Origin of the sequence: Lactococcus taiwanensis (assembly GCF_014905395.1) — a bacterium.
GTDB lineage: Bacteria > Bacillota > Bacilli > Lactobacillales > Streptococcaceae > Lactococcus > Lactococcus taiwanensis.
Genome location: NZ_BNDT01000004.1, coordinates 37,188 through 62,622 on the forward strand (window position 1 = coordinate 37,188; position 25,435 = coordinate 62,622).

Annotated in this window: 25 protein-coding genes; 9 read left to right on the forward strand and 16 right to left on the reverse strand. The window is 39.0% G+C overall.

The features are described from left to right. Positions 1-9: 9 nt before the first annotated feature. The 5 genes from JKP71_RS05810 (at position 10) to JKP71_RS05830 (ending at position 3,876) form a co-directional block, all read left to right on the forward strand. Complete coding sequence (locus JKP71_RS05810) at positions 10-216, forward strand: ferredoxin (protein WP_075526175.1); 207 nt, start codon at positions 10-12, stop codon at positions 214-216. A gap of 265 nt (positions 217-481) precedes the next feature. Further along, positions 482-1,471, forward strand: coding sequence for a PTS sugar transporter subunit IIB (locus JKP71_RS05815; protein WP_075526176.1), 990 nt, complete (start codon positions 482-484; stop codon positions 1,469-1,471). Positions 1,472-1,555: 84 nt separating this feature from the next. After that, positions 1,556-2,368, forward strand: a complete 813-nt coding sequence (locus tag JKP71_RS05820; RefSeq protein ID WP_075526177.1) for a PTS mannose/fructose/sorbose transporter subunit IIC — start codon at positions 1,556-1,558, stop codon at positions 2,366-2,368. Between the two features lie 18 nt (positions 2,369-2,386). Next, entirely contained in the window at positions 2,387-3,310 is a 924-nt protein-coding gene (locus tag JKP71_RS05825; protein WP_075526178.1) for a PTS system mannose/fructose/sorbose family transporter subunit IID, read from the forward strand. 182 nt (positions 3,311-3,492) lie between these two features. Next, on the forward strand, positions 3,493-3,876 hold the full coding sequence (locus JKP71_RS05830; RefSeq protein ID WP_075526179.1) for a DUF956 family protein: 384 nt from the start codon (positions 3,493-3,495) through the stop codon (positions 3,874-3,876). A gap of 93 nt (positions 3,877-3,969) precedes the next feature. Here the strand turns inward: JKP71_RS05830 and JKP71_RS05835 are convergent, their stop codons facing one another. Continuing rightward, the gene (locus tag JKP71_RS05835) at positions 3,970-4,662 is read right to left on the reverse strand and encodes a YitT family protein (RefSeq protein ID WP_200407363.1); all 693 of its coding nucleotides are present in this window, start codon (positions 4,660-4,662) and stop codon (positions 3,970-3,972) included. 142 nt (positions 4,663-4,804) lie between these two features. Here JKP71_RS05835 and JKP71_RS05840 point away from each other — a divergent pair, with 142 nt between their 5' ends. The 4 genes from JKP71_RS05840 to JKP71_RS05855 all read left to right on the forward strand — a co-directional run bounded on the left by JKP71_RS05840 (position 4,805) and on the right by JKP71_RS05855 (position 8,564). Beyond that, positions 4,805-5,191 (forward strand): DUF956 family protein, encoded by a 387-nt coding sequence (locus JKP71_RS05840; protein ID WP_200407364.1) that lies wholly within the window; start codon positions 4,805-4,807, stop codon positions 5,189-5,191. Positions 5,192-5,598: 407 nt separating this feature from the next. After that, a complete protein-coding gene (gene serS, locus JKP71_RS05845) occupies positions 5,599-6,870 on the forward strand; it encodes a serine--tRNA ligase (RefSeq protein ID WP_200407365.1) in 1,272 nt (423 codons plus the stop codon). A gap of 132 nt (positions 6,871-7,002) precedes the next feature. Next, on the forward strand, positions 7,003-7,977 hold the full coding sequence (locus tag JKP71_RS05850) for a S66 family peptidase (protein WP_200407366.1): 975 nt from the start codon (positions 7,003-7,005) through the stop codon (positions 7,975-7,977). 20 nt (positions 7,978-7,997) lie between these two features. Continuing rightward, positions 7,998-8,564 carry a histidine phosphatase family protein gene (locus JKP71_RS05855; protein WP_200407367.1) on the forward strand — a complete coding sequence of 189 codons (567 nt, stop codon included), beginning with the start codon at positions 7,998-8,000 and terminating at the stop codon, positions 8,562-8,564. Between the two features lie 36 nt (positions 8,565-8,600). Here JKP71_RS05855 and phoU read toward each other — a convergent pair whose 3' ends face one another. The 15 genes from phoU to JKP71_RS05930 all read right to left on the reverse strand — a co-directional run bounded on the left by phoU (position 8,601) and on the right by JKP71_RS05930 (position 25,307). Further along, entirely contained in the window at positions 8,601-9,254 is a 654-nt protein-coding gene (gene phoU / locus JKP71_RS05860) for a phosphate signaling complex protein PhoU (RefSeq protein ID WP_075526185.1), read from the reverse strand. Between the two features lie 105 nt (positions 9,255-9,359). Further along, positions 9,360-10,121: a phosphate ABC transporter ATP-binding protein PstB gene (pstB, locus tag JKP71_RS05865; protein ID WP_200407368.1), complete on the reverse strand. Its 762-nt coding sequence runs from the start codon at positions 10,119-10,121 to the stop codon at positions 9,360-9,362. 107 nt (positions 10,122-10,228) lie between these two features. Beyond that, positions 10,229-11,038: a phosphate ABC transporter ATP-binding protein PstB gene (gene pstB / locus JKP71_RS05870; protein ID WP_075526187.1), complete on the reverse strand. Its 810-nt coding sequence runs from the start codon at positions 11,036-11,038 to the stop codon at positions 10,229-10,231. A gap of 81 nt (positions 11,039-11,119) precedes the next feature. Then, positions 11,120-12,007: a phosphate ABC transporter permease PstA gene (gene pstA, locus JKP71_RS05875; protein ID WP_200407369.1), complete on the reverse strand. Its 888-nt coding sequence runs from the start codon at positions 12,005-12,007 to the stop codon at positions 11,120-11,122. Further along, positions 12,007-12,930 carry a phosphate ABC transporter permease subunit PstC gene (pstC, locus tag JKP71_RS05880; RefSeq protein ID WP_075526189.1) on the reverse strand — a complete coding sequence of 308 codons (924 nt, stop codon included), beginning with the start codon at positions 12,928-12,930 and terminating at the stop codon, positions 12,007-12,009. The genes pstA and pstC overlap by 1 nt, the downstream gene beginning before the upstream one ends. 146 nt (positions 12,931-13,076) lie before the next feature. Then, on the reverse strand, positions 13,077-13,928 hold the full coding sequence (locus JKP71_RS05885) for a phosphate ABC transporter substrate-binding protein (protein WP_075526190.1): 852 nt from the start codon (positions 13,926-13,928) through the stop codon (positions 13,077-13,079). Positions 13,929-14,328: 400 nt separating this feature from the next. Further along, the gene (locus JKP71_RS05890; RefSeq protein ID WP_200407370.1) at positions 14,329-15,216 is read right to left on the reverse strand and encodes a phosphate ABC transporter substrate-binding protein; all 888 of its coding nucleotides are present in this window, start codon (positions 15,214-15,216) and stop codon (positions 14,329-14,331) included. A gap of 196 nt (positions 15,217-15,412) precedes the next feature. After that, positions 15,413-15,880 carry an SsrA-binding protein SmpB gene (gene smpB / locus JKP71_RS05895; RefSeq protein ID WP_075526192.1) on the reverse strand — a complete coding sequence of 156 codons (468 nt, stop codon included), beginning with the start codon at positions 15,878-15,880 and terminating at the stop codon, positions 15,413-15,415. A gap of 77 nt (positions 15,881-15,957) precedes the next feature. Continuing rightward, positions 15,958-16,518: a GDSL-type esterase/lipase family protein gene (locus tag JKP71_RS05900; RefSeq protein ID WP_200407371.1), complete on the reverse strand. Its 561-nt coding sequence runs from the start codon at positions 16,516-16,518 to the stop codon at positions 15,958-15,960. A 105-nt stretch (positions 16,519-16,623) separates the two neighbouring features. Next, positions 16,624-19,242, reverse strand: a complete 2,619-nt coding sequence (alaS, locus tag JKP71_RS05905; protein ID WP_200407372.1) for an alanine--tRNA ligase — start codon at positions 19,240-19,242, stop codon at positions 16,624-16,626. 264 nt (positions 19,243-19,506) lie between these two features. Then, positions 19,507-20,436 (reverse strand): peptidyl-prolyl cis-trans isomerase, encoded by a 930-nt coding sequence (locus JKP71_RS05910; RefSeq protein ID WP_200407373.1) that lies wholly within the window; start codon positions 20,434-20,436, stop codon positions 19,507-19,509. A gap of 160 nt (positions 20,437-20,596) precedes the next feature. Further along, complete coding sequence (locus tag JKP71_RS05915; protein ID WP_200407374.1) at positions 20,597-21,283, reverse strand: O-methyltransferase; 687 nt, start codon at positions 21,281-21,283, stop codon at positions 20,597-20,599. Positions 21,284-21,285: 2 nt separating this feature from the next. Next, on the reverse strand, positions 21,286-23,091 hold the full coding sequence (pepF, locus tag JKP71_RS05920) for an oligoendopeptidase F (protein WP_200407375.1): 1,806 nt from the start codon (positions 23,089-23,091) through the stop codon (positions 21,286-21,288). An 87-nt stretch (positions 23,092-23,178) separates the two neighbouring features. Continuing rightward, on the reverse strand, positions 23,179-24,153 hold the full coding sequence (locus tag JKP71_RS05925) for a competence protein CoiA (RefSeq protein WP_200407376.1): 975 nt from the start codon (positions 24,151-24,153) through the stop codon (positions 23,179-23,181). Between the two features lie 74 nt (positions 24,154-24,227). Further along, positions 24,228-25,307 carry a YdcF family protein gene (locus JKP71_RS05930; protein ID WP_200407377.1) on the reverse strand — a complete coding sequence of 360 codons (1,080 nt, stop codon included), beginning with the start codon at positions 25,305-25,307 and terminating at the stop codon, positions 24,228-24,230. Between the last annotated feature and the right edge of the window lie 128 nt (positions 25,308-25,435).

The following is a 25,435-nucleotide window of genomic DNA, read 5'->3' on the forward strand; positions in this document are numbered from 1 at the left end:
ATTCTTTATATGAAGATAAAAATAATTCCTGATAAATGCATTGCCTGTGGCTTATGCCATATTCATGCACCAGAGGCTTTTGACTATCATGATAATGGGATTGTAAAATTTTATGATACTCAAGACCAAGAAAAGACTTTTCCTGATGCTCCGTCGCTTCGCACAGCGGTCAAATCGTGTCCTACTGGAGCCCTCAAAATTGATAAAGACATCTAGATATTTTATCACTTTCTATTTTACCATAAGTTTTCAATTTCAAGGTATTTTTCAATAAAAAAACTTTTTTATTTATGAAAATTTGTGAAAAAAATTGTGAAAGCTTGACCTAAAGCTATCTATACAGTTTGTTTTATAAAAGGGTTTCCATAAGCGTGGGAACCCTTATTATTATTCTATGAAAACATTTGCAAATGTGGAATGAAAATAGTATAATAACTAGGTAATAATTTTTATTATAATCTTATATAGGAGGTTACTCACATTGAGTATCGGAATTGTTATTGCGAGCCATGGTGAATTCGCCGCAGGCATCAAACAATCTGGTTCTATGATTTTCGGAGAGCAAGAAAAAGTACAAGTAGTTACTTTTATGCCTAACGAAGGACCAACTGATTTGCATGCTAAAATCGAAGCTGCCATCGCAACATTTGATGCTGAAGATGAAGTTCTTGTCCTTGCTGACTTGTGGAGCGGTTCTCCATTTAACCAAGCAAGTGCAGTGATGGGTGAAAACCCTGATCGCAAGATTGCTATCATCACAGGCCTCAACCTGCCTATGCTTATTCAAGCCTACACAGAACGCATGATGGATGCATCTGCTGGCGTTGAACAAGTTGCGGCTAACATTATGAAAGAAGCGAAAGGTGGTATTAAAGTACTCCCTGAGGAACTTCAACCTGCAGAGGAAACTGCTGTTGCAGCCGCTCCTGCTGCTGTACAAGGCGCAATTCCTGAAGGAACTGTCATTGGCGATGGGAAAATTAAAATCAACCTTGCGCGTATTGACTCTCGTTTGCTTCACGGTCAAGTTGCGACTGCTTGGACTCCAGATTCAAAAGCCAACCGTATCATTGTAGTTTCTGACACTGTCTCAAAAGACGAATTGCGTAAGAAACTCATTGAACAAGCAGCTCCAACTGGTGTAAAAGCTAACGTTGTTCCAATCAAGAAAATGATTGAAGTAGCTAAAGATCCACGTTTTGGTGAAACTAGAGCACTTCTTCTTTTCGAAACTCCGCAAGACGCTCTTGCAACTATCGAAGGTGGCGTACCAATTGATACCTTGAACGTTGGTTCTATGGCTCACTCAACTGGTAAAACAATGCTCAACAAAGTTCTTTCTATGGACAAAGATGACGTTGCTACTTTTGAAAAATTGCGTGACCTCGGAGTTAAATTCGACGTACGTAAAGTTCCAGCTGATTCTAAAGCTGACCTCTTTGGCTTAATCAACAAAGCTGACGTACAATAATCAGAATATGAGCTTGTCTGATATTCCGATTATTATTTAAAATTGAATATTAGGCAGCCAAATTATTAAGGAGATATATTAAACATGGAATACGGTGTTTTATCTGTAATCTTGGTCATTATCGTTGCCTTCCTTGCTGGACTTGAAGGTATCCTTGACCAATGGCAATTCCACCAACCAATTATCGCCTGCTCGCTTATCGGTATCGTTACCGGTCACGCTTCTGCAGGGATTATCCTTGGTGGTTCGCTTCAATTGATCGCTCTTGGTTGGGCTAACGTTGGTGCCGCTGTCGCACCCGATGCTGCCCTTGCCTCTATCGCTTCATCTATCTTGATGGTTCAATCAAATAACTTTGACTTAAACCATATCATGGGTACAATCGTTCCTGCTGCTATCTTGCTTGCAACTGCTGGTCTTGTCTTGACTACTCTTGTACGTATGCTCTCAGTTGTGCTCGTTCACCAAGCTGACCGTGCTGCTGAAAATGGATCATACTCAGGTGTTGAAATGTGGCACTTTATCGCACTTATCTGTCAAGGTTTGCGTATTGCTATCCCTGCTGGACTTCTTTTGGTTATCTCACCACAAGTTATCCAAGATGCTTTGAACGCTATTCCTCCAGTTATCTCTGGTGGACTTGCCGTTGGTGGTGGTATGGTTGTTGCCGTTGGTTATGCAATGGTTATCAACCTTATGGCTACACGTGAAGTATGGCCATTCTTCTTCCTTGGTTTCGCTATCGCCCCAATCTCAGAATTGACTTTGATTGCAACTGGTGTCCTCGGTGTTGTTATCGCTGTTGTTTACCTTAACCTCCAAGCTTCTGGTGGTTCTGGAAATGGCGCTGCAGCTTCATCAGGTGACCCAATCGGCGACATCTTGAACGACTACTAAGAAAGGAGGATCTAAAAAATGTCTGAAAATAAAATAACTCTTGATAAGAAAATCCGTCGTAGCGTTATGTGGCGTTCAATGTTCCTCCAAGGTTCTTGGAACTACGAACGTATGCAAAATGGTGGTTGGGCTTACTCGCTCATTCCAGCATTGAAAAAACTCTACCCTTCTGGCGAAGAAGCTAAAGAAGCTTTGAAACGTCACTTGGAATTCTTTAATACTCACCCATACGTTGCCGCTCCAATCATCGGTGTAACGCTTGCCCTTGAAGAAGAACGTGCTAACGGTGCTGAAATCGACGATGCCGCTATTCAAGGGGTTAAAGTTGGTATGATGGGTCCTCTTGCCGGTATTGGTGACCCTGTCTTCTGGTTCACAGTACGTCCTATCGTTGGTGCGATTGCAGCTTCATTGGCTACTGGTGGATCAATCATCGCTCCACTCTTCTTCTTCATCGTGTGGAATGCTATCCGTATCGCTTTCTTGTGGTACACTCAAGAATTTGGTTACAAATCAGGTTCTGCAATCACTAAAGACCTCGGTGGAGGACTCCTCCAAACCGTTACTAAAGGTGCTTCTATCCTTGGTATGTTTGTCCTTGGTGTGTTAATCCAACGTTGGGTAACCATTAACTTTAACGGTGCGAATGCAGTCGTTTCAAGAATTCCTTTGCAAAAAGGTGCTTATGTAGAATTCCCTAAAGGCAATGTATCTGGTACACAACTCCACGATATTCTTGGTCAAGTCGGCAGCAACCTTCCACTTGATTCTACAAAAGTCACTTACCTTCAAGATAACTTGAATCAATTGATTCCTGGTCTTGCTGGTTTGCTTATCACATTCCTTTGCATGTGGTTGCTTAAGAAAAAGGTTTCTCCAATCGTTATCATCTTCGGTCTCTTCATCGTGGGTATCCTCGGTCGTTGGGCACAAATCATGTAATCGATTAGCGATGTTTAAAGTCAATCTTCGGATTGGCTTTTTTGTTTATTCTTTTTCTGATGATTAAGGAAAATAAAGCGTTTTTATGCTATAATTAAATAGTTATTATGAGGTTTTCATCACTGCTAAGTTAGTGATAAAATACTATTTTTTAATCTAAACTATGAAATGGAGTAACTTGCGTGGCTCAATCACTAAATACTAAAGCTGATTTTTCAACAGAAGGGATTGCTTACCTCGGTTTTGCTGAATATGGCAAAATCTTAATTGGCGATGTTGCCTTTGAATTTTATAATGATCGAAATGTAGAAAAAAATATGACCTTCCCTTGGTCTTCGATTTTACGTGTGGAGGGTGATGTCACAAAAACCCTCAAAGGACAAGTCAAGGTCGGTCGTCAATTTTCCATCGTACTGCAAAATGGCTCCAAGGTTCGCTTTTCTTCTAAAGAATCCGGAACTGTTTTACGCTGGATGCGCGATTATTTAGGAAATGAGAAGGTAGTGAAATCGCCAAGCTTTCTGGGAACATTTAAAAATGCCTTTAAGCGTAAAAAAAAGAAATGAGCAAGTCGTTAAAAAAACAGTAAAAATCAACGTTTTACTGTTTTTTTATTAACATAACTCTCTCTCATGATAAGATATCCTTTTGAATGTCAATTAGCGATGGGGGCATGGAGATGACGAACAGCTACAAGTTTGAGTTTTCTTTGGAAAGCCAAACTTTTGTAACGTTTTTGCCCGATATTCCGCACGTCCCACAAATCTGGTAACTTTACTAAAGATAAAGCAGGACAAAAGGGTTACTAAAAAGTTTGGCAAGGCCAAATAAGTGATGACCGCTAGTAACATCACCCCTACATCAATCCCAAAAAGTGTACGGTCAATACTAATATGCCACTTATTTTCAAACAGACGTGCCAGTAAGATTGAACCACCAAACGTTCCTTGAGAAAGGACCACAAGCCCCGCACCAAGTCCCGAAAGTAAACCATCTAGTAGCCCGACAACAACCAGTGAAGGAATCTGAAAACCAGTGACACCAAGTGCTTCATAAACCATCATCCAACCACTCATGGCAAGCGCACCAGGAATTGTGAGCAAAAGTTCTCGCTTATTGAGAAGTTTCCAGCTCAGGAAAAAGAGTGGGATGTTTACTGCAAAAAATGTCAAAGCTGGATTAACTCCAAAGACAAATTGGATAAAAACTGAAAACCCTGCAATGCCATTGCTTGCCATCGCATTGGGTACAACAAAAAGCTGTATAGAGAGGATATAGAGCCCTACTCCCAAAAGTAAAAGGATGAGATCTCTCATAAATTTCTTATCTATTTTTACACCTAATAGGGCCATGCTGCCTCCTTTAATTAAAATAACATTAAAATATTCTTCTATTATAATGATAACATTTTTTAGAGCATTTCTTAAATCATGTCCTCGTTGCCACGTTAATTTATTGATGAAAATGTATCCGTTTTTATGGTATAATAACTTAATGATTAGAAAAGAGGACATTGCTTTGACAACTCATCCGACGGAGCATTTTTATGAAACAAAAGGGACGGCGTATTTAGGTTCTGTAGAAAATGGCACTTTGAAAATTAGTGATGAAGGAGTCACTTTTACTTATAAAAATCCTCGGCGTGGGCAACCCCTTGTTTTTTCGTGGGAAGATATTTTACAAGCAGAGGTTGATGTAAAAATGAATGGAAAATTAGGTCAACAATTTGCATTAATCCTACGTACTCAGGCAAAGGTTCGTTTTGGTTCTAAGGAAGCAGGTCATCTCGTAAAAATGATTTCAGAACGTATTGGCAAAGAAAATGTGGTGCGTGCGCCGAGTATTCTTGATCCCTTGCGCCGTGCCATCCGTAAATCTTGAAAAAATACTGACGGAATGGTCAGTTTTTTTACAAGGTGAATATTGCTTTGTAAGCCACCTTTTTTACTGATAATTTTTTGACAAATGCCTTCTTAAAATGGTAAAATGGGCTTAAGGAGCTGGTCTTGTAAGGTTTTTTTAAGAGAACTTGTGGTGCTGCGAACAAGTAAAACTGATCGATGACTTTCTACTTCTTTCTGATTTTCTCATGAAAGTGAGAGCGCTTGGCTAGCGTTACAAGCTACCAAAGTTCTACTCTACTGCTGACTTCTCAGTCAGTAAAGTGAGGTAGATAATTTAGGTGGAACCGTGCAATGACAGCGCCCTAATTCTTCGGAAATAGGGCGTTTTTTTGTGATTACACGGTCAGAATATGCTAAAAATTTGTAATTGAAAAAGGAGAGCTTATGCTTGATATTAAAAAAATTCGTGCTGATTTTGACGGTGTTGCTGCAAAATTAGCCACTCGTGGTGTTGAAAAAGAGAAACTTGAAAAACTTCATGACTTAGACATTAAACGTCGTGAACTCATTGTAAAATCTGAGGCTTTGAAAGCTGAACGTAATAGCGTTTCTGATGAAATTTCTCAAGTAAAACGTGCAAAAGGTGATGCCAGCGCACAAATTGCTGCAATGCAAAAAGTTTCTGCCGAAATCAAAGCCATTGATGCTGAACTTGCTGAAATCGAAGAAAACTTGAATGAAATCATTATCATGTTGCCAAATCTTCCTCATGAAAGTACACCTATTGGTGCTGATGAAGAGGATAATGTTGAGGTTCGTCGTGTTGGTCAAACTCCAACTTTCAATTTTGAACCTAAAGCTCACTGGGATTTGGGTGAAGATTTAGGAATTTTGGATTGGGAACGTGCTGGTAAAGTCACTGGTTCACGCTTCCTATTCTACAAAGGTGCTGGCGCAAGACTTGAACGTGCCCTTTATAACTTCATGCTTGATGAGCACGGTAAAGAAGGTTATACTGAAATGATCACTCCTTATATGGTTAATCAAGAGTCAATGTTTGGCACTGGTCAATATCCGAAGTTTAAAGAAGACACTTTTGAATTGAAAGATGACCGTGGTTTTGTTTTAATTCCAACTGCTGAAGTGCCTTTAACTAACTACTACCGTGGGGAAATTTTGGATGGCGCAGAATTGCCAATCAAATTCACAGCAATGAGTCCTTCTTTCCGTTCTGAAGCTGGTTCTGCTGGTCGTGATACGCGTGGTTTGATTCGTTTGCACCAATTCCATAAAGTTGAAATGGTTAAATTTACTAAACCTGACCAATCTTATGATGAACTTGAAAAAATGACAGCAAACGCTGAAAATATTCTGCAAAAATTGGGCCTTGCTTACCGTGTTGTGGCTTTGTCAACTGGTGACATGGGCTTCTCTGCGGCTAAAACTTATGATTTAGAAGTTTGGATTCCTGCGCAAAATACTTACCGTGAAATTTCTTCATGTTCAAACTGTGAAGATTTCCAAGCCCGTCGTGCCCAAATTCGTTATCGTGGCGAAGATGGTAAAGTTCAACTTGTTCACACTTTGAACGGTTCTGGACTGGCTGTTGGACGTACTGTGGCTGCTATTCTTGAAAATTATCAAAATGAAGATGGTTCAATCACTGTTCCTGAAGTGCTTCGTCCTTATATGGGTGGACTTGAAGTAATTAAATAACTAATAAAAAAGATACTGACAGAGCGGTCAGTATTTTTTTGTGAATGAATGACACAGTTCTTTGAGGTAAGGTAAGCTGACAAAGCCGTCAGTAAATGCTATAATAGGTTCAATTTAGGAGTGGAGGTTTGGATGACTAAAATTTTTCCCCATAAACTTAAAAAAGGTGATGAAATTCGCGTGATTTCCCCAAGTTCTTCTCTTTTGCGAACTGGCCGTTTCGAAGATAAACTTAAAGCAAAAACACGACTTGAAAAGCTTGGCTATAAGGTCACTTTTGGTGCCCATATTTTAGAAAATGATTTACTCTCTTCAAGTTCAATTGCTTCACGTGTCAGTGACTTTCATGCGGCATTTGCTGATCCCAATGTCAAGGCTGTGCTTTGCACTATCGGCGGTTTCAACAGCAATGAATTGCTGCCTTATATTGACTGGGAAATTGTGCGACAAAACCCTAAAATTTTCTGTGGATTTTCGGACATTACAGTCCTTCATCAGGCCATTTTTTCTAAAACGGGTTTGGTCACTTACTATGGTCCAGGCTATATTGCCTTCTTGATGGATGAATTACAAGATTTTCAAACGGCGGAATGGTTAAAAGCAGTCGCAGGTCGAACGTCTTATTCTCTAAGTGCCAGTAAGGTTTATACCAGCGATGCTTGGTATGATCCAACGCAAGCACGACATCCTCTCCCGGCAAGTTGGAAAATATACAATCACGGCACGGCTACTGGAACAAGCTTTGGTGGCAATCTCAATACCTTGATGCTCGTGACAGGAACTTCTGCACAAGTCAAGCTTACAAGTCCGATTGCCTTTTTAGAAAATGCTGAAGAGGAAGATTTTTATGCTTGGGACCGTGAACTTGCTCATTTCCTACAAGTTTATCCTGATATTGCAGGATTAGTCATTGGCCGTTTTCCCAAAGAAGAGGGGATGACTGAGGAGATATTGTGGTTTATTCTCGATAAATATCCCCTTTTACAGCACATCCCCGTCATTTATGATGTTGACTTTGGTCACACCCAACCTATTTTTACTTTTCCTTTAGGGGGTGAAATTCAACTCACGACCAAACCTTTAAAACTAGAAATCCTGAAAGGATAAGCATTTATACGGAGTTTACTATGACAGAAATTTATTTTATTCGCCACTCATTACGCGACTCAGCAGCCTATGACGATATGGACGTTCCTCTTACCGATGAAGGGGAAAAAAGAGCCCTGGTCTTAGCAGAGGCTTTTGAACCAGTTGCGCTTGATCAGATCTATTCAAGTCCTTTTTTGCGCTCTGTTCGAACCGTCCAGCCTCTAGCCGAGGCTAAAGCACTTGAAATACAGCTTCTAAGCGCGCTACGAGAAAGAAACGTCGGTCCATGGATTGATGATTTTTGGAGTTTTGCCCAAATGCAGTGGCAAGATTTTGACTATAAACTTGAGCAAGGGGAATCTTTGCGCGAGGTTCAAGAACGAAATATTCAGGCAGTGCAGCAGATTCTTAAAAATGCTAGCGGTCAAAAAGTAGCGGTCGGAACACATGGAACCTCCCTCTCGACCATCCTTAATTATTATCAACCGGACTTTCAATTTAATGATTTTAAAGTCTTAGCAGGAAAGATGCCCTATGTTATCAAAATGAATTTCGATGGACACCACTATCTCTCACATGAGGAAATTCCGATTGATTATGAATAAAAAAGTTACTGACAGCTTGGTCAGTAACTTTTTTACTTAAAGTTCGATGATATTTCCAGAATTAAGATAAACAATCCATTCGCAAAGATTGACAGCGTAGCCCGTAATTCGCTCTAAGTAAACTAAAGTTAAAAGATACTCTTTTCCTGTCGTCACTGTTTCAGAATTCTCTTTCATTCCTTCAAGCACTTTTTCTTGAATTTCGTGGCTCATGCTTTTAATAACATTTTGCTGTTCTGCCACTTCATGCGCACGTAAATCATCGCCTTGAATATAAGCATTCAAAGAGGCGTCAACGATGGATTTAACTTTTTCTCCAAGCAAACTAATATCTTCTTCAACGATGTGAATCCGTTCCTCACCCTTCAAAGAAATTGTCGCTTTGGCAATCGAAGCGACATGGTCACCCATGCGTTCGATATCTGATGAGGCTTTGAGCACCGTAATAATAGTTCTCAAATCACTAGATACAGGTTGTTGGAGCGCGATCATTTCTAGAGATTGGTTCTCAAGACTTTTTTCTTGTTCATTGATGGCATGATCACCTTCAATAACTTGTTCAGCCAAATCACGGTCGTGACTTACGAAGGCTCGAACTGCTTTATTTAATTGAGCAGAAACTTGCGTGCCCATCGAGTAAAATTGATTGTGAAGTTTATTAAGATCTTCTTCAAATTGTGTACGCAACATTAAACACTCCTCTAATTTTTTATTGAAAATTTATTCTGTTATTATAGCATATTTCCCACTGCTGAGGGGAAATAGCTAAGTTTTACATGTTTTGTGGCCAGTTGATTAACCAAATTTACCTGAAATATAATCAGAAGTTTCTTGTTTTTCTGGATTAAGGAAGATGCTCTTGGTATCATTATATTCCACCAAATTTCCGTCTAGCATAAAGGCCGTACGATCAGAAATCCGTGAGGCTTGTTGCATACTGTGCGTCACTATGGCGATGGTATAGTCTTCTTTTAACTCTAACATCGTTTCCTCTACACGAGCAGCTGAGATCGGGTCTAAGGCCGATGTCGGCTCGTCCATCAGGATAATTTCAGGATTGACGGCAAGGACACGTGCGATACAAACTCTTTGTTGCTGACCACCTGATAAGCCTAGTGCTGAACTGTGCAAAATATCTTTGACCTCATCCCAGATGTTTGCCGCTTTGAGTGAATTTTCTACCACTTCATCAAGCAAGGCTTTATCTTTGACGCCTTTTAATCTTAGGCCATATACGACATTTTCATAGATTGAAAAGGGGAAGGGATTGGGTTGTTGGAACACCATTCCAATTTCTTTACGTAAATCAACCGTATCGATTTTCGGACTATAGATATTTTTCCCTTTATAATCAATCGCACCTGTGATCGTCACTGTTGGGATCAAATCATTCATTCGGTTAATTGAACGTAAAAGTGTAGATTTCCCACAGCCGGATGGACCAATCAGTGCGGTGATTTCATTTTTATAAAATGTCATGTTAATGGTATTCAGCGCCTTTTTCTTACCATAATAGAGTGAAAGGTCACTGACTGTTAAAACTGCTTCTTTTTCCATATTTTCCCTTTTTATCAGTTACTGACCAACTGGTCAGTCATCTTCTTTTCTTATGTCAGCGGGCTTTAGGGCAAAACCCTTAGCACGGGCAAAGTCGAACTTTAGTTCTAGCCAAAATGCCCTGACACATAGTCTTCAGTTGATTTTAGGCTAGGTTGTGTAAAGATTGTACTTGTCTTATCATATTCAATCAAATCACCAGAGTAGAAAAAGGCGGTGTTATCAGAGGCACGTGAAGCCTGTGCCATATTGTGAGTGACGATGATAATCGTATAATTCTTTTTCAATTCCATCATTGTTTCTTCAATCTGCATTGTTGAAATCGGATCAAGAGCTGATGCGGGTTCATCCATCAAGATGATTTCTGGTTTTACAGATAGAGCACGAGCGATACAAAGCCGTTGTGCTTGTCCTCCAGACATTGCCAGCGCAGATTTATTAAGATTGTCTTTCACTTGGTCCCACAAAGCAGCCTGCTTCAAAGAAGTTTCGACAATTTCATCTAATTTCTTCTTATCCTTAACTCCTTCACGACGATGGATAAAAGCGATGTTTTCATAGATAGATTTTGGGAAGGGATTAGGTCGTTGAAAAACCATTCCGATTTGCTTACGGACTTCAAATACGTTTACTTTAGCGTCATTAATATTGACCCCTTCATAATTAATTTCACCTGTCACACGTGCACCATCAATTGTATCATTCATCCGATTGAGCGCACGCAAATAGGTAGATTTACCAGATCCCGAAGGTCCAATCAATGCCGTAATTTCATTTTTTGGAAAAGCCATGGTAACCCCATGGATTGCTTCTTTTGTGCCATTATAGAATACGCGTAAATCAGTGGTAGATAATGCAATTTCTTCTTGCTCAGGCACCATTATTTTGCGCTGAGTCCAGTCATAAGTTGTTGCCATAATATTCCTTTTAACTAAAAGTTCAGCGGTTTTTCTTATCACTTTTATAAGTGACAAAGCCGCCTATTCTATTTACCGTCATTAATTTGATGAGGTTAATTTCTTGTGGATTCGATTACCAAGGAAACGTGCGCCTAAGTTGAAAAGTAAGACAAAGATAATCAATACCGCAGATGCACCTGCAGAGATTTGCTGAGCAGTCGCAATCGTTCCCTCTGTGTTCAAAGCCCAGATATGTACAGCCAAGGTTTCCGCTGGTCTAAAAAGTGAGAGAGGAGAGGTTAAACTCATTGGATTCCAGTTGGCCCAATTGATTGGAAGGTTCGTCTGACCCGCAGTATAGATTAACGCAGCGGCTTCACCAAATACCCGTCCAGAAGATAAGATTACTCCTGTAATAATCCCTGGTACAGCGGCCGGTAAGATAACTTGAGTAGCCGTTTCCCAGCGGGACATTCCAAGCGCCAAGCCACCTTCGCGTTGAGACGTTGGAATTGCGCGTAATGACTCTTCCACATTACGTGTCATCAAAGGAAGATTAAAGACCGTCAAGGCCAAAGCTCCAGACAGAACGGAAAAGCCAAGGTCAAATTGGAGTACAAAGATTAACATCCCAAAAAGCCCTACCACGATAGAAGGTAAAGACGAAAGCACTTCAATCGCAGAACGCACCACACCAGTCAACCAGTGTTTTTGATTGGCGTATTCAGAAAGATAAATACCAGCACCCAGTGACAAAGGAATGGAAATAATTAGTGTCACAATCAAAAGATAGACCGAATTGAAAAGCTGTACAGCAATCCCTCCCCCTGTTAAAGGATTAGAAGCTGTCGTGATAAATTTCCATGAAATATGAGGAATCCCTTTAGCTAAGATATAAATCAGCAAAAAGGCTAGAATAGCAACGATAATGCCAGAAAGGACGTAGAGCACGCCAGTGGCAATCTTGTCAGAGCGTTTAGCGTTCATTATTTCAGACTTCCTTTCTTAGCAATTGCACGCATTGCGAGGTTAAAGATAAGCGACATGATCAAGAGCAACAAGGCTAATGACCATAGGGCATTAAGTTGGATACCAGGTGTTGCATTTGGAATACCTGAAGTCAAGATTGAAGTCAACGTTGACGCTGGGGAAATCAAGTCCTTAGGCATGGTCACCGCATTACCAACCACCATCTGAATCGCTAAAGCTTCACCAAAAGCTCGAGCCATCCCAAAGATAACGGCCGTCAAGATACCAGGGGCGGCAGCACGTAAAAGCACTCGCCAAATTGTTTGCCAGCGCGTTGCTCCAAGCCCAAGAGAAGCTTCTTTGTAGTAACCCGGCACAGATTTAAGCGCATCAACAGTCATTGAAGTGACTGTTGGTAAGATCATAACAAAGAGAACAAAAACACCAGAAAGGAGTCCTAAACCAGTCCCCCCAAAGATACCACGGATAAAAGGAACGACCACCGTTAAACCAATAAATCCATAGACTACTGATGGAATCCCAACCAAAAGTTCAATAACAGGCTGCAAGATTTTCTTTCCGTATTTCGGTGAAATCTCTGTCATATAGATCCCCGCACCAATAGCAAATGGTGTCGCAACAAGCGCTGCAAGAATCGTTACAATCAGCGAACCTGTAAACATTGGCAGCGCACCTACAGCTGGCTTACCATCGGGACCAAGATTTCCTGGTGACCAATCTGTACCAAAAAGGAAGCGCAATGGATTAACCCCATCTGAATAAAAAGTGGACAAACCTTTTTGAGCCACAAATACTAAGATAGCGCCAACTACAAAAACGATGAGAGCGATACACAAGAATGTCAAACTCTTACCAAATTTTTCGAGTTTAGAATTTTTATTGCTTGAGAGCAATTTTTCTTTGATTTTTGAATTTTCCATAGGGACCTAACTATATTTATTCATTTTGCATTTTGCTTGACAAATGCCGTTTTTTTATTTTGAAAAAAAGGCAATCGGACACAAATTAAAGCTGACTTGCGCCAGTTTTAACTGTACGAACTTACTGACAGCTTGGTCAGTAAAGTTTACTTAATTTTAGTAACATTTCCATCAGCGTCTCGATCAACTTTCATTTCAGACACGCGAATATAACCTAACTCTTCAAGCGTTTTTTTATCATTTTGAACATACTCAATGAATTTATTTTCAATCGTATTGTCCTTTGATTTATTGGTGTACATGTGCTCGTAAGACCAAATCTTCCAAGCATTTGTTTTAACATTATCGTAAGTAGGTTTAACCCCATCAACCGTGACTGCTTTTACTCCAGGTTTTTCAGTATAACTGAAAGCAACATACGAGATGGCACCGGGCGTTTGTCCAACCAATTGCACAACAGAACCAGAGGCATCTTGTGTAGGACCATTTACTTCTGTCGCTCCATTCAAACCATACTTGTCAAAGTTAACTCGTGTACCCGATCCAGCAGCACGTCCAATGACCGTAATTTTTTGGTCTTGTCCACCTACTTCTTTCCAGTTGGTAATTTTGCCACTGAAAATATCAATCATTTGCTCTTGAGTCAAATTTGAAACTTTAATATTTTTGTTAATAATCGGAGCAAAGCCAATTACAGCAACTTTGTGATCAATAATTTTATCTGCATCAATCCCTGATTTTTCTTCAGCAAAGATGTCAGAGTTCCCAATTTGAAAAGAACCTGCCACAACTTGAGCTAATCCAACACCGGATCCTCCGCCTTGCACCATAATAATGTCATCAGGATTTTGTTTCATATAGGCCATCGAGGCATGCTCAACCATCGGCTGAAGTGCGGTAGAACCTCCCGCCGTCACTTGTTTGTTTCCAGCACCACAGGCGGTCAAAACAAACAAGCCCAAACTTGCCATCAAAGCGATAAAAATTTTCTTCTTCATGCCTTAATTATACCATAATGAAGGGACAATTTAAGAAAAATCACAGGTTTTCTATGTAAATGTTTTGTAAATAACAGCGTAAAATGCTCAACTTCACAAGAGGTTGAGCATCATCAGCCGACTTCGATGAGGGAAATCATGAAATCTAAATTTTGTAAGTTTTTTACAGCACCTTTTTATCAGTTTTCCTGTTGCCTTACTGACAGGCTGGTCAGCTGTACTGGTGGCTCTTTTTTTGAAATTTTCTTATCTTAAATAACTTATCAAGCGGTCAGTACTAAAAAAATTAATTTATGAAGAAGAATTTTAATATCACTTCCGTTGAACAAAGTAAGAACCGTCAGCACAACCGACCACTTGGTTGGCTGCAGCTATAAAGTAACAACGCCTACATTTCTTTTTATTTTTGGGTAATGTTCCCCTCTGCATCGCGCTCTACTTTCATATCACTGATGGGGATGTAACCTAATTTTTTGATGTCTTTTTCATTATTGGCTACATATTTGATGAAAGCTTTATCAGCGGCTGTTTCCCTTTTACTGTTAGTGTACATATGCTCATAAGACCAAACTTTGTAATCGTTGGTTACGACATTTTTTTCTGTGGGTGCCACGCCATCAATCGAAACGGATTTGATTTCTTTGCTCGTCTCAACGTAGGAGAGTGCGACATAAGAGATGGCACCAGGAGTTTGTCCAACCATTTGTACAACAGATCCGGAAGCATCTTGTGTAGGACCTTTAACTTCTGTCGCTCCACCTAGTGCAAATTGATCAAAGTTAACCCGTGTACCAGAGCCTTCTGTACGACCGATGACGGTAATTTTTTGATCTGACCCGCCCACTTCTTTCCAGTTTGTTACTTTACCTGTAAAGACGTCTTGCAGTTGTTGAGAGGTCAAATTTTTCACATCTAATTTCGCATTTACTATTGGTGCAAAGCCGACAACAGCGACTTTATGATCGGTGATCGCCGAGGCATCAATCCCTGATTTTTCTTCTGCGAAAATATCAGAGTTCCCAATTTGGAAGGAACCTGCCGCAACTTGCGTCAACCCTACACCTGAACCACCGCCCTGGACAGTGACTTGTACGCTAGGATTTTTTGCCATAAACTCTGTAGAAGATTGTTGTGCTAAAGGTTGTAGCGCTGTCGAGCCTCCGGCAATGATTTTACCTGACAAGTTCTTGCTTGACGAAGAACTTGATGAAGCATCGTTTGAGCCGCAAGCCGCAAGTGTCAAGAGTGCTCCAGCAGCGATCATACCAACAAGAAATTTCTTTTTCATAAAAGAGGTCTCCAATAATTTTTCTATTGATTTGTTAAGCACTTTTGCTTACAAAACTATTTTATCACTGAAAACCTTTCTTGCTTGTAAACACTTCGTAAATACTAAGTAAACGCTATGTAAATTCTATAATATTTGCTGTTTTGTTCACTTCAGGACAATAATAAAAGTTACTGACCCACTGGTCAGTAACTTTTTAACGATTATAGGCCTTTAATTGGCGTGCAATATCTCGATTTTGTTCTTTACGTTTAAGACTTTCTCGTTTATCATAGTCTTTTTTACCCCGCGCTAGCCCCATCAAAACTTTGGCAAAGCCGTTTTTAAGATAAACTTTTAAAGGAATTAAAGTTACACCAGAACCTGAAAGTTCTTTTTCAATCTTATTGATTTCAGCTTTTTTTAATAATAATTTACGTGTACGCAGCTCATCAACATTAAAGATATTTCCCTGTTCAAAAGGAGAAATATGGACATTTGAAAGCCAAACTTCTCCATTTCTCACCCGTGCAAAGCCGTCTTTAAGCTGAATTTTTGCCTGACGAACCGACTTGATTTCCGTCCCCGTAAGCACCATCCCCGCTTCAAAAGTTTCATAAATTTCATAATCATGCCGCGCTTTTTTATTTTGAGCTAACGGCTTATCTACTGTATTTTTTACCATATCTATTATTCTCCCTGAATCTCTTAATTCTATTTTACCACAAAGTCTCAAGCAATCAGAAGAAGATTAAGCTATTTTTAATTTGCTCTCTCCAAGAAACCCACTATTTTATCTGTTAAAAGAAGGTAGGCTGCTTCAGTGAAATGTAAACCATCAGCTCTTAACAATCCCTTTGTATTTTCATGATTAATCATCACTTGATAGAAATCAAGTAACTGAATTCCTTTCCAATTTGCTAAATCAAGCATTGCTTTCCTAAAGAGCTGTACCTCAGAAAGTCGACTATAATGCATCGGTGCATCATCATTATAAAACGGAGGAGTAACAAGCACCGTCTTTTGCTTTCCAAGCTCGCTGACGATTCTTAATAGGTTTTCCTGAAATTCCCAAGGTCTTATAAGATGATACGGCGAGGCATCATTTGCTCCAAAAAATACAAAGTTTAAATCCGCCGCTTCTTCCACGACATACTTTAGACGTAGCAAAGCCCCATAAGTATCATCTCCATTCATTCCGTGAAGTACAACTTCAACACCTGATTTTTTCTTTTCAATTAATCTTGCTAAAATATTTGACGAACCCCCTTCATCCATTCCAAAACCATTGGTAATTGAATCTCCAAAAATTGTAATCTTCATCTTAGGCATCTCTTTCAAGTATTTTCATCATTTTACCATAAATATTTATTGACTCATATCCAGAAAATAAAAAAATATCGTAGAAAATCTACGATATTTATTTTTTTAAGCTAATTTTTCAGCAACCGCGGCCAAAAGTTCAGGAATTCCTGCTGCTTTTGAACCACCAGCCATGGCCATATCTGGTTTTCCACCACCACGACCATCAACAAAAGGTGCTAATTCTTTAACCAAATTACCTGCTTTTACATCTGATGACTTAGAAGCCACTAAAAGACTTACTTTTTCACCAATTTTAGCAACTAAAACAAGAACATCTGAAAGCTCTTTTTGTTTCCAAATATCTGCCAAATTACGCAAACCATTAGCGTCAGGAACAGTGACTTCACTGGCGATAAAGTTGAGAGAACCAGCTGTTTGCACATTTTTGAAAATTTCATCTGATTGACTTGCTGCAAGTTTTCCAGCCAAAGCATCATTTTCTTTTTGAGCTGTTTTAAGCTCATCTTGTAAGCTCGTAACTTTTGCTAAAACTTGTGAAGTTTGCGGCGCTTTAACCATTGTTGCCACTTCATTCAAAGTATTTTCAGCATCTTTAAAGGCTTCATAAGCTTTTTGACCTGTCACAGCAATAATCCGGCGAACACCAGAACCAATTCCTTCTTCTTTAACAATCTTGAATAAACCAATTTCAGAAGTTGTTTGTGTATGTGTTCCACCACAAAGTTCGATAGAGTAGTCACCAATTTTTACAACGCGAACGTTTTTCCCATATTTCTCACCAAAGAGGGCCATAGCACCCATTTCTTTGGCTGTAGTAATATCAGTTTCAACTATTTCAACTTTTAATGATTGCCAAATTACTTCATTAACTTGACGTTCAATCTCAGCCAATTCTTCTTTAGTCACTTGTGCAAAGTGCGTAAAGTCAAAACGTAAGAATTCAACCTCATTAAGTGAACCGGCTTGTAGTGCATGATTCCCAACAATATTATGCAAAGCAGCATGAAGTAAGTGAGTCGCTGTGTGATTTTTCACAACAGCAGCTCGGCGTTCTTGGTCAATCTCTAAAGTATAGCTTTCGCCAACTTGAAGTGGTGAAACTGTTTCAACGGAATGAAGATTTTGGCCATGAGGCGCATGTTGTACATCTAATACATTAGCCACAACTTGTCCCTCAGCATCTTTAATGACACCATGGTCAGCCACTTGACCACCCATTTCAGCATAAAAAGGAGTCACATCAAAAACAAGTTGAGCTTTCCCAGAAACTTCATCAACAATTTCATCATCTTGTATAGCTACAAGTAATTTTCCTTGCGCAGTCTTATCTTCATAAAGGAATTCTGATTCTACTTCGATAGATGACAAGGTTTCATTTTGAGCACCCATTGAACCCCCTTTGACAACAGCAGCACGTGCACGCTCTTGTTGAGCTTTCATGGCAACTTTGAATCCTTCATGGTCAATTTTGAATCCTTCATCTTCTGCCAATTCTTCTGTCAATTCCACAGGGAAACCATAAGTATCGTAGAGGCGGAAAATATCTGCCCCGTCAAGTCTATCTTTTCCTTCAGCTTTAAGATTTACCAAAAGTTCATCAATCAATTTTTGACCCGCATCAATCGTGCGGTTGAACGTTTCTTCTTCACGATCAATGATTTGCATGATGAAATCTTGTTTTTCAAGCACTTCTGGATAATAGGATTGCATGATTTTCCCAACAGTCGGAACGAGTGAAGCCAAGAATTTCCCTTGAATTCCCAATTTTTTACCATGCATAACCGCGCGACGAAGTAAGCGACGTAAAACATAACCACGTCCTTCATTTCCTGGCAAAGCACCATCACCAATAGCAAACGAGAGTGAGCGAATATGGTCAGCAATCACTTTGAAACTCATATTTTCGCTGTCTGGACTATACGTTTTTCCAGATAGTTTTTCAATTTCACGAATGATTGGTAAGAATAAGTCTGTATCAAAGTTTGTTTTTCCGCCTTGAATAATGCAAACCATTCGTTCAAGTCCCATTCCCGTATCAATATTTTTTTGTGGCAATTCAGGGTATTCTGAACGCGGGATTGATGGATCAGCATTAAATTGTGAAAGCACAATGTTCCAGATTTCAATATAACGGTCATTTTCAATATCTTCAGCCAACAATTTTAAGCCCACATGTTCTGGGTCATAAACTTCTCCACGGTCAAAGAAAATTTCTGTATCTGGACCAGAAGGACCAGCACCAATTTCCCAGAAGTTGTCTTCAATTGGCACAAGATGTGTTGGATCTACCCCAACTTCAACCCAACGATTATAAGTATCCTTATCAGCTGGGTAATAAGTGATGTAAAGTTTTTCTGCGGGGAATTCAAACCATTCAGAACTTGTCAATAATTCCCAAGCAAAAGCAATCGCTTCTTTACGGAAATAATCACCAATTGAGAAGTTACCAAGCATTTCAAACATGGTATGGTGACGTGCTGTTTTACCGACATTTTCAATATCGTTAGTTCGAATCGCTTTTTGAGCGTTGGTAATCCGTGGATTTTCTGGAACGACTGACCCGTCAAAATATTTTTTGAGTGTTGCTACCCCAGAGTTAATCCAAAGCAAAGTTGGATCATTGACAGGGACAAGACTTTGTGAAGGTTCAATGGCATGGCCTTTTGATTTAAAAAAGTCAAGAAACATTTGGCGAACTTCTGCGGATGTCATGGTTTTCATTATTTTTCTCCTTTTATGAAAGTTTAAAATTGAGGTTAAACTTTTCTCACAATCTTTGTTAATACATTCACAATAAAACAATAAAATTCCACCGTAAACAAAGGGGCGTATACAGTTATACCGCGGTACCACCCTTATTCACGATAGAATTTCTATCATCTTAGTTCGGTTGTTAAAGCAGTTATCGCTGCTTTTAAGCACAACATTGACCTACCCATTTTCACCACTCTGAGCTCTCTTTAAAGTCAATTTTTATTCTCTAAATTATTTAGAGGATGAAGAAGTTGATGAAGTTTGTGTAAATTGAGAGAAGAGTGTTGAGAATGCTTCTTCTTTCACTGTTACATTGTATTTCTTCAAGTATTTAGCAATGACACTACTTACGTAAGTTGTGTCTTGTTCTTTTTCTGATTTGATAACAGACTGAAGTTCTTTCTTGTACTTATTCATGTCTTTTCCTTTATCAGAAGTTTTTACCATTTCAACAATATAATAAGAACTTGCACCAGTTGAAGAATTTGTTGCTTCGATTACATTTGAAAACTCACCATTTTTAAGTTTAAAGGCAGCGGTTTGAACTTCACTTGGTACAGTTGTAGAAGTAGAATTAAACGTTACCTTGCTAGATGCATTTGTTTTCTCAAAGCTTGCTTTACCAGCATCATCTTTCTTAGCAGCTGCTAAAGCTTTGTCTGCAGCGTCTTTTGACGTTTCTGCTACAACATAAGCAGTTACGTCCGGATGATAAGTTTTCCACGCTGCTTCAAGATTGGCTTTTGTATATTGTGTTGACTTGATTTCATGGTCAATTGCAGCTTGCTCTAACATTTGAGTACGCATGTAAGGAGTAAAGCTAGCTTCTGTCAACCCTTGTTGTTGAAGCACTGAAGAAAATTGATCTCCATATTGAGTTTTAATCTCTTTAACTTGCTTACTGACGTCCTTGTCAGTGACTTCTTTTCCAAAATCTTTTGCAAAAATCTTATCAAAAGTCATGTTTTGGAGCAAGGTTGTTGTAGGCATAGATGGAAATTGTTTTGCTTCTTTATACAAATCAGAAACACGTATGGTATCACCCTTCATTGTAATGATATCCTTACTTGCAGAATCATCGTTTGAGCATCCAGACAGGGTAACAAGTGCTGCGCCGGCAAAAACTGTTGCCATAACTAATCCGAGTTTTTTGAGTTTCAAAATATTCTCCTTCGAATAATGTTCTTATAAACATACTGGTTAAAATAGCGGTATATTTCTAACTTGTTGTAATTATAACATAAAAAGTTAAATAAAACTTTAATTATGCAAATTCAACCACATCATCCTTTTGGATTTCTCTGACGGTATCGTCAGTAACTTATTCTGCCCGCTTAATCATTAACAACCCATCCCCTAAGGGTAAAACGCTTGTCAGGTATTTTGGATTATCGAAAACTTCATCAAATAACCGTCTCAGCCCTCTCTCTAACGCCCGTTGATTCCTTTTTATTTCCATAATTGGAATTAAAATCTCTCCTGCTTGGAAAATGTCATCCATCAAAATGACCCCATTTGGAGCAAGGAGCTCCATTGCTCTAGGAAGAAACTCTACGTATTTTGATTTGGCAGAGTCCATAAAAATAATATCAAAAGCTCCTGACAGCTCTGTCAGTACTTCTTGTGCATCACCCTCTTTTAAAATAATTTGTTGACGATGGTCATATTTAGACAGGTTTTCTTTTGCGAGTTCAATCATTTCCGGATTTCGATCGATGGTAACAATCTCAGCTTCTGGTGACGCTTGGGCCATCACTAAAGCCGAAAAACCTATCGCTGTTCCAATTTCAAGAATTCTCTTAGGACGCAACAAACTTAAAAGCATTTGAAAATACAGTACCGTTTCGTGAGGAATTACTGGAATATTATTATTTTTAGCAAATGAGAGTACCTCTGTAATCTCTCCTGAAAGTTGTGTTTGACTTTCACGCATCCATTTCACCAGCTCTGGTTTTACAACAGGACGATGCATCATAGGATTACTTGTGCGTTTATAGGTGTCAACCATACTTATAAATGTACTCCTTTTTCTACTAATTTTTCTAGTTCAGTTAAACGACGTTCGAATAAATCAAAAGCTGCGGTTAGATATTCTCCTGAAGCCATATTAACGCCGGCCTTTGAGATGACATCAAGGGGATAAGCAGATGACCCTGCTTTCAAATAATCAATATATTTTTCACGATCTCCTTCATTACCGTGCACAACTTTTTCTGCTAAGTAACTTGCAGCTGCAAATCCCGTTGCATATTGAAAAACGTAAAAATCATAGTAAAAGTGCGGAATTCTAGCCCACTCATACTGTATTTCTTTATTTTCATCAGCTAAAAGACCGTAATATTTCTCATTAAGTTCTGCGTAACAACGGTTAAGATATTCACTCGTAAGCACTTCTCCACTTGCATCTTGTTCATGAATAAGTTGCTCAAACTCTGCAAACTGACTTTGACGAAATACTGTTCCTTTAAAACTATCTAGCCAGTGGTTAAGTAAAGCAAAACGTTCTTTATCGTCTTTGCTTTCTTTCAGTAGAGTCTCTGTTAAAATATTTTCATTAGTAGTTGATGCTATCTCCGCAAGAAAGATTGGATATTCTCCATATACATAAGGTTGATTTTCTCGAGTAAAAGTACTGTGCATTGAATGGCCCATTTCATGAACTAAGGTGAACAGATCATCTAATGTTTCTTGCCAATTCAATAACATAAAAGCCTTGGTATCATAAGAACCTCCAGAATAAGCACCTGAACGCTTGCCGATATTTTCTTCGACATCAATCCATCGTTCTTTGAAGGCACTTTCTACACGTCTACGATATTCGTTACCAAAAATCGCTAGAACTTCTTTTGCCTTTTCTACCCCTTCCTTGTAATTAAATTTATAGTCCAATTTGGACAGCGGTGTATAAACATCATACATTTTAAGGTCTGGTAGTTGCAGAACGGTTTGGCGGAGTTTCATATATCGATGCAGTAGTGGAAGAGCTTGATTTATCGCTTTAATAAGAACATCATATACGCGCTCAGGGATAAAATCACGCGCTAAAGCAGCTTCACGTGCAGAATGATAACCTCTAATTTGAGCATTAAAATTATGAACTTTCACGTTTGTTTGTAGTGTTTTTGCATAGGTGTGTTGAAATTGTTCATAATGGCTGTATAGTGCCTGGTAAGCGGCTTTACGAACTGATCTATCTTTGCTCTCCATTAAAGTAATGAAGTTGCCATGTGTTAATTGAACTTGTTCACCCTCTTCGTTTTTCACCTTAGGAAAGGTAATGTCAGCATTATCAAAGATTTCGAAAGTTTCTGAAGCACTCCCAAAAATTTCACTCGCAGAAGCCAACAATTTTTCTTCCTTAGGGCTAAGAATATGTTGTTTTTTAGCAAATAGGCGTTCAAACATATGTTGATAAGCTTGTAAAGCTGGTACTATCCCCATCATTTCATCCAATTGACTGGGTTGTAAAGTCAAAAATTCAGGTTCGTAAAAAGCGAAGGCTTCCCCAAACTTCGCATATAAATTTGATGCCTTGGATTGATATTCTTGATATTTCGCTACACGTGTATCCTGATCATTCTTCATAGAGGCATAAACATATAGTTTCTCAACCTTTTGAGACAATTCTAGCATAACTTCTGTTATCTTTAAAAGACTCTGTGCCGAATCAAGCAAATGTCCCGAAAAGCGTTCCCCAGAATTTTCGACACTCTGTTTCACATGTTCTAATTCTTTTTCCCAAGCTTCGTCAGTCGCAAAAATGGTGGATAAGTCCCATGTATGCGCTTCTTGAATTTCACTTCTTTCTTTAGCCATCGTCACTTCTCCTTTTAGCCATAGGATACTCGTTAATTAATAAGAAAGGTCTCAATCTCTCCCCTATTTTTAGTTGCCAAGTTTTCCTTATTTTTGTTTCTTCATTATAGCATAGAACCGCGGTGGATAGAGTATCTCAATTTTCTTCTTTTGGAACACATCCAGAAAATTTTGATAATAGCTTACAGGAATTTTAGAGAGTTGTTCAAATGAGGATCCTGTTAGGTTATCCTTAAAAGGAACAAGAAGATTTAATCCAGGTGGGGCAATGTAAGGGCGCATAAAGTCCAGATCTAAGATATTTTTACCTTTCTGATAGTATAACGATTGGAGATGTAACCATTTCGGGGATTTGTGGAAAAGCTGCTTGTGGATAAAGTGTTGCAATTGATTATCCGGGTAAACAGCCATTTTTAAAAGCTCTTGCTGAACAAATGGAGTTCTCAAGCAGTCCAAAAGTGGTTTTTCTTTAAACGAAAAGGAATGTGTCACATAAAACAACCGTCCCCTTAAGTCTTCATGAATCAGGGACTGTAGTCTTAATACACGTTTAGTTAGATCCAATTCCCAGTAATGAAAACCGTGATTTTCGGAATAACAAAGCAGTTGTTTTTTCAATTCCGTTAAACGATTACCTAACCATAAATCCCTCCCCATTAACCACACCACCTTAAAACCGTGTAAGCGATAATTCATTGTACGCTCATGCAGCCGTTTCAAGGAGAGGGGGGAACATTGAATTTCTAGGGCAACTTTCCCATTGATTAATAGATCTGGGGTCTGCCTAAGCTCTGGTAAGTAATGCTCAATTTCCACTGATTCTGTTTCTTTCAACCATTCATAAAGTTCTTTTTTAAGCATCAGATGTTGCTCTGACTCATTTTCGTTCCCTAACGTACATGTTTTCAACTGCTTATGCGCAAAATGAGGTAACTTGATTGGGCCATTTTTAAAAACCACCTCACTATGACAGAATGGACAAAAATATTGTTTACTTCGTGAGGCGGGAAGGGTTTCTAGCAAGTTAATCAGGCAATTTTTTTCATCTACGGCAGTCAGCATATTATTGTATACGTAAAAAAGGAGACTTTGTCACAAAAAAAGTCACTGACAGCTCTGTCAGCAACTTATTTTCACTAATTGATGTTAATTTGGTAGAGGACTGCTGTGAAGATAGAAAGAAAGGCAAATAAAGCTACAATAAGACTCACCCAAATGATATGCTTTTTCTTCTCATAATTCATTACCGCAATAAATTCACGAAGAAAGGCAGGAACCCGATAGTACATGGCGGTCTTTCCTCCTCGTCCCCCTTGAGCATTCAGACCTAACTTGGCAGCAAAGAGTGCTGCTCGGAAAACGTGATAATCTGAGGTGAAAAATATAAATTTTGTTTGAATCAAACGAGAAGAAAATACAAGATTCTCATAGGTTGTGCGTGACTGATCCTCAACCATCGTGCGCTCATATGGAAACCCCAATTCCTCTACAGCATAGCGTTGCATTGCTAAACCCTCAGGAATTTTTTCATCTTCTCCTTGACCTCCTGAAAATACGAGTATTGTCTCTTCATCACGCACAGCTTTTACTGCAGCCTTTATCCGATTTCCTAAAAGCTTACCCACGTTTTCACCTTGAATAAGTCCAGCCCCTAGCACCACATAATAAGGAGCCTTTTCCTTACGAACCCGCCTTCCATAGACCCAACTTGACAAAAAGAAAATACCAAATTGCCAAGCAAGATAAACAGAGAGTGCAGGATAAACCATACTCAAAATTTTCAACCAAGTCCAGCTGTCAGGCAATCTTCCCATAGACAAATAAATCCAGTCAATAATTAAAAAGGCAAACACGACAATTGGCAGCAAGAGGTTACTGATGGATTTAGATTCACGGCGCCACATTTTTACTGTTAAGACAACAATACTAATCGGAACCACAATACCAATCACAAAAGGTAAAAAAAGCAAAACAAATACTTCAAATGCTAGTAAGCTAAGTAGGACGCTTTGATGCAGCTCTGTTAAGACCAAACCACTCCCAATAATCCCATTAACCGTAATCCACAAACTGATTAGATAAAAAAAAGAGAGTCGCCCTAAGCGAAGGGTTCTAATATCTCTTAATTGGCGCATTTCCCACCAAAACAGAAAAGTTATCCCGGCAAAAAATAAGGTTAAAATTACCCCAATAATAAATATTCCATAATCTTCCATGAGCTTATTTTATCATATTTTCTAGCTGCTTCAAACTAGCCAGCCTCTTCCTTTTTAAAAATCTCAAACTGTGAATAACTCAGATAGAAATATATTTTTCTCGATATAAAAAAACTTATCCCATTTGG

What these genes read in the sequence shown, in the direction of transcription:
- JKP71_RS05835 (WP_200407363.1), bottom strand. Translation starts at nt 4,662, where the DNA reads ATGGCCCTATTAGGTGTAAAAATAGATAAGAAATTTATGAGAGATCTC.
- JKP71_RS05885 (WP_075526190.1), bottom strand. Translation starts at nt 13,928, where the DNA reads ATGAAGAAGAAAATTTTTATCGCTTTGATGGCAAGTTTGGGCTTGTTT.
- JKP71_RS05850 (WP_200407366.1), top strand. Translation starts at nt 7,003, where the DNA reads ATGACTAAAATTTTTCCCCATAAACTTAAAAAAGGTGATGAAATTCGC.
- JKP71_RS05820 (WP_075526177.1), top strand. Translation starts at nt 1,556, where the DNA reads ATGGAATACGGTGTTTTATCTGTAATCTTGGTCATTATCGTTGCCTTC.
- pstB (WP_075526187.1), bottom strand. Translation starts at nt 11,038, where the DNA reads ATGGCAACAACTTATGACTGGACTCAGCGCAAAATAATGGTGCCTGAG.
- JKP71_RS05900 (WP_200407371.1), bottom strand. Translation starts at nt 16,518, where the DNA reads ATGAAGATTACAATTTTTGGAGATTCAATTACCAATGGTTTTGGAATG.
- JKP71_RS05890 (WP_200407370.1), bottom strand. Translation starts at nt 15,216, where the DNA reads ATGAAAAAGAAATTTCTTGTTGGTATGATCGCTGCTGGAGCACTCTTG.
- JKP71_RS05925 (WP_200407376.1), bottom strand. Translation starts at nt 24,153, where the DNA reads ATGCTGACTGCCGTAGATGAAAAAAATTGCCTGATTAACTTGCTAGAA.
- JKP71_RS05855 (WP_200407367.1), top strand. Translation starts at nt 7,998, where the DNA reads ATGACAGAAATTTATTTTATTCGCCACTCATTACGCGACTCAGCAGCC.
- pstB (WP_200407368.1), bottom strand. Translation starts at nt 10,121, where the DNA reads ATGGAAAAAGAAGCAGTTTTAACAGTCAGTGACCTTTCACTCTATTAT.
- JKP71_RS05930 (WP_200407377.1), bottom strand. Translation starts at nt 25,307, where the DNA reads ATGGAAGATTATGGAATATTTATTATTGGGGTAATTTTAACCTTATTT.
- serS (WP_200407365.1), top strand. Translation starts at nt 5,599, where the DNA reads ATGCTTGATATTAAAAAAATTCGTGCTGATTTTGACGGTGTTGCTGCA.
- JKP71_RS05840 (WP_200407364.1), top strand. Translation starts at nt 4,805, where the DNA reads ATGATTAGAAAAGAGGACATTGCTTTGACAACTCATCCGACGGAGCAT.
- JKP71_RS05915 (WP_200407374.1), bottom strand. Translation starts at nt 21,283, where the DNA reads ATGGTTGACACCTATAAACGCACAAGTAATCCTATGATGCATCGTCCT.
- alaS (WP_200407372.1), bottom strand. Translation starts at nt 19,242, where the DNA reads ATGAAAACCATGACATCCGCAGAAGTTCGCCAAATGTTTCTTGACTTT.
- pstC (WP_075526189.1), bottom strand. Translation starts at nt 12,930, where the DNA reads ATGGAAAATTCAAAAATCAAAGAAAAATTGCTCTCAAGCAATAAAAAT.
- pepF (WP_200407375.1), bottom strand. Translation starts at nt 23,091, where the DNA reads ATGGCTAAAGAAAGAAGTGAAATTCAAGAAGCGCATACATGGGACTTA.
- phoU (WP_075526185.1), bottom strand. Translation starts at nt 9,254, where the DNA reads ATGTTGCGTACACAATTTGAAGAAGATCTTAATAAACTTCACAATCAA.
- pstA (WP_200407369.1), bottom strand. Translation starts at nt 12,007, where the DNA reads ATGAACGCTAAACGCTCTGACAAGATTGCCACTGGCGTGCTCTACGTC.
- JKP71_RS05810 (WP_075526175.1), top strand. Translation starts at nt 10, where the DNA reads ATGAAGATAAAAATAATTCCTGATAAATGCATTGCCTGTGGCTTATGC.
- smpB (WP_075526192.1), bottom strand. Translation starts at nt 15,880, where the DNA reads ATGGTAAAAAATACAGTAGATAAGCCGTTAGCTCAAAATAAAAAAGCG.
- JKP71_RS05825 (WP_075526178.1), top strand. Translation starts at nt 2,387, where the DNA reads ATGTCTGAAAATAAAATAACTCTTGATAAGAAAATCCGTCGTAGCGTT.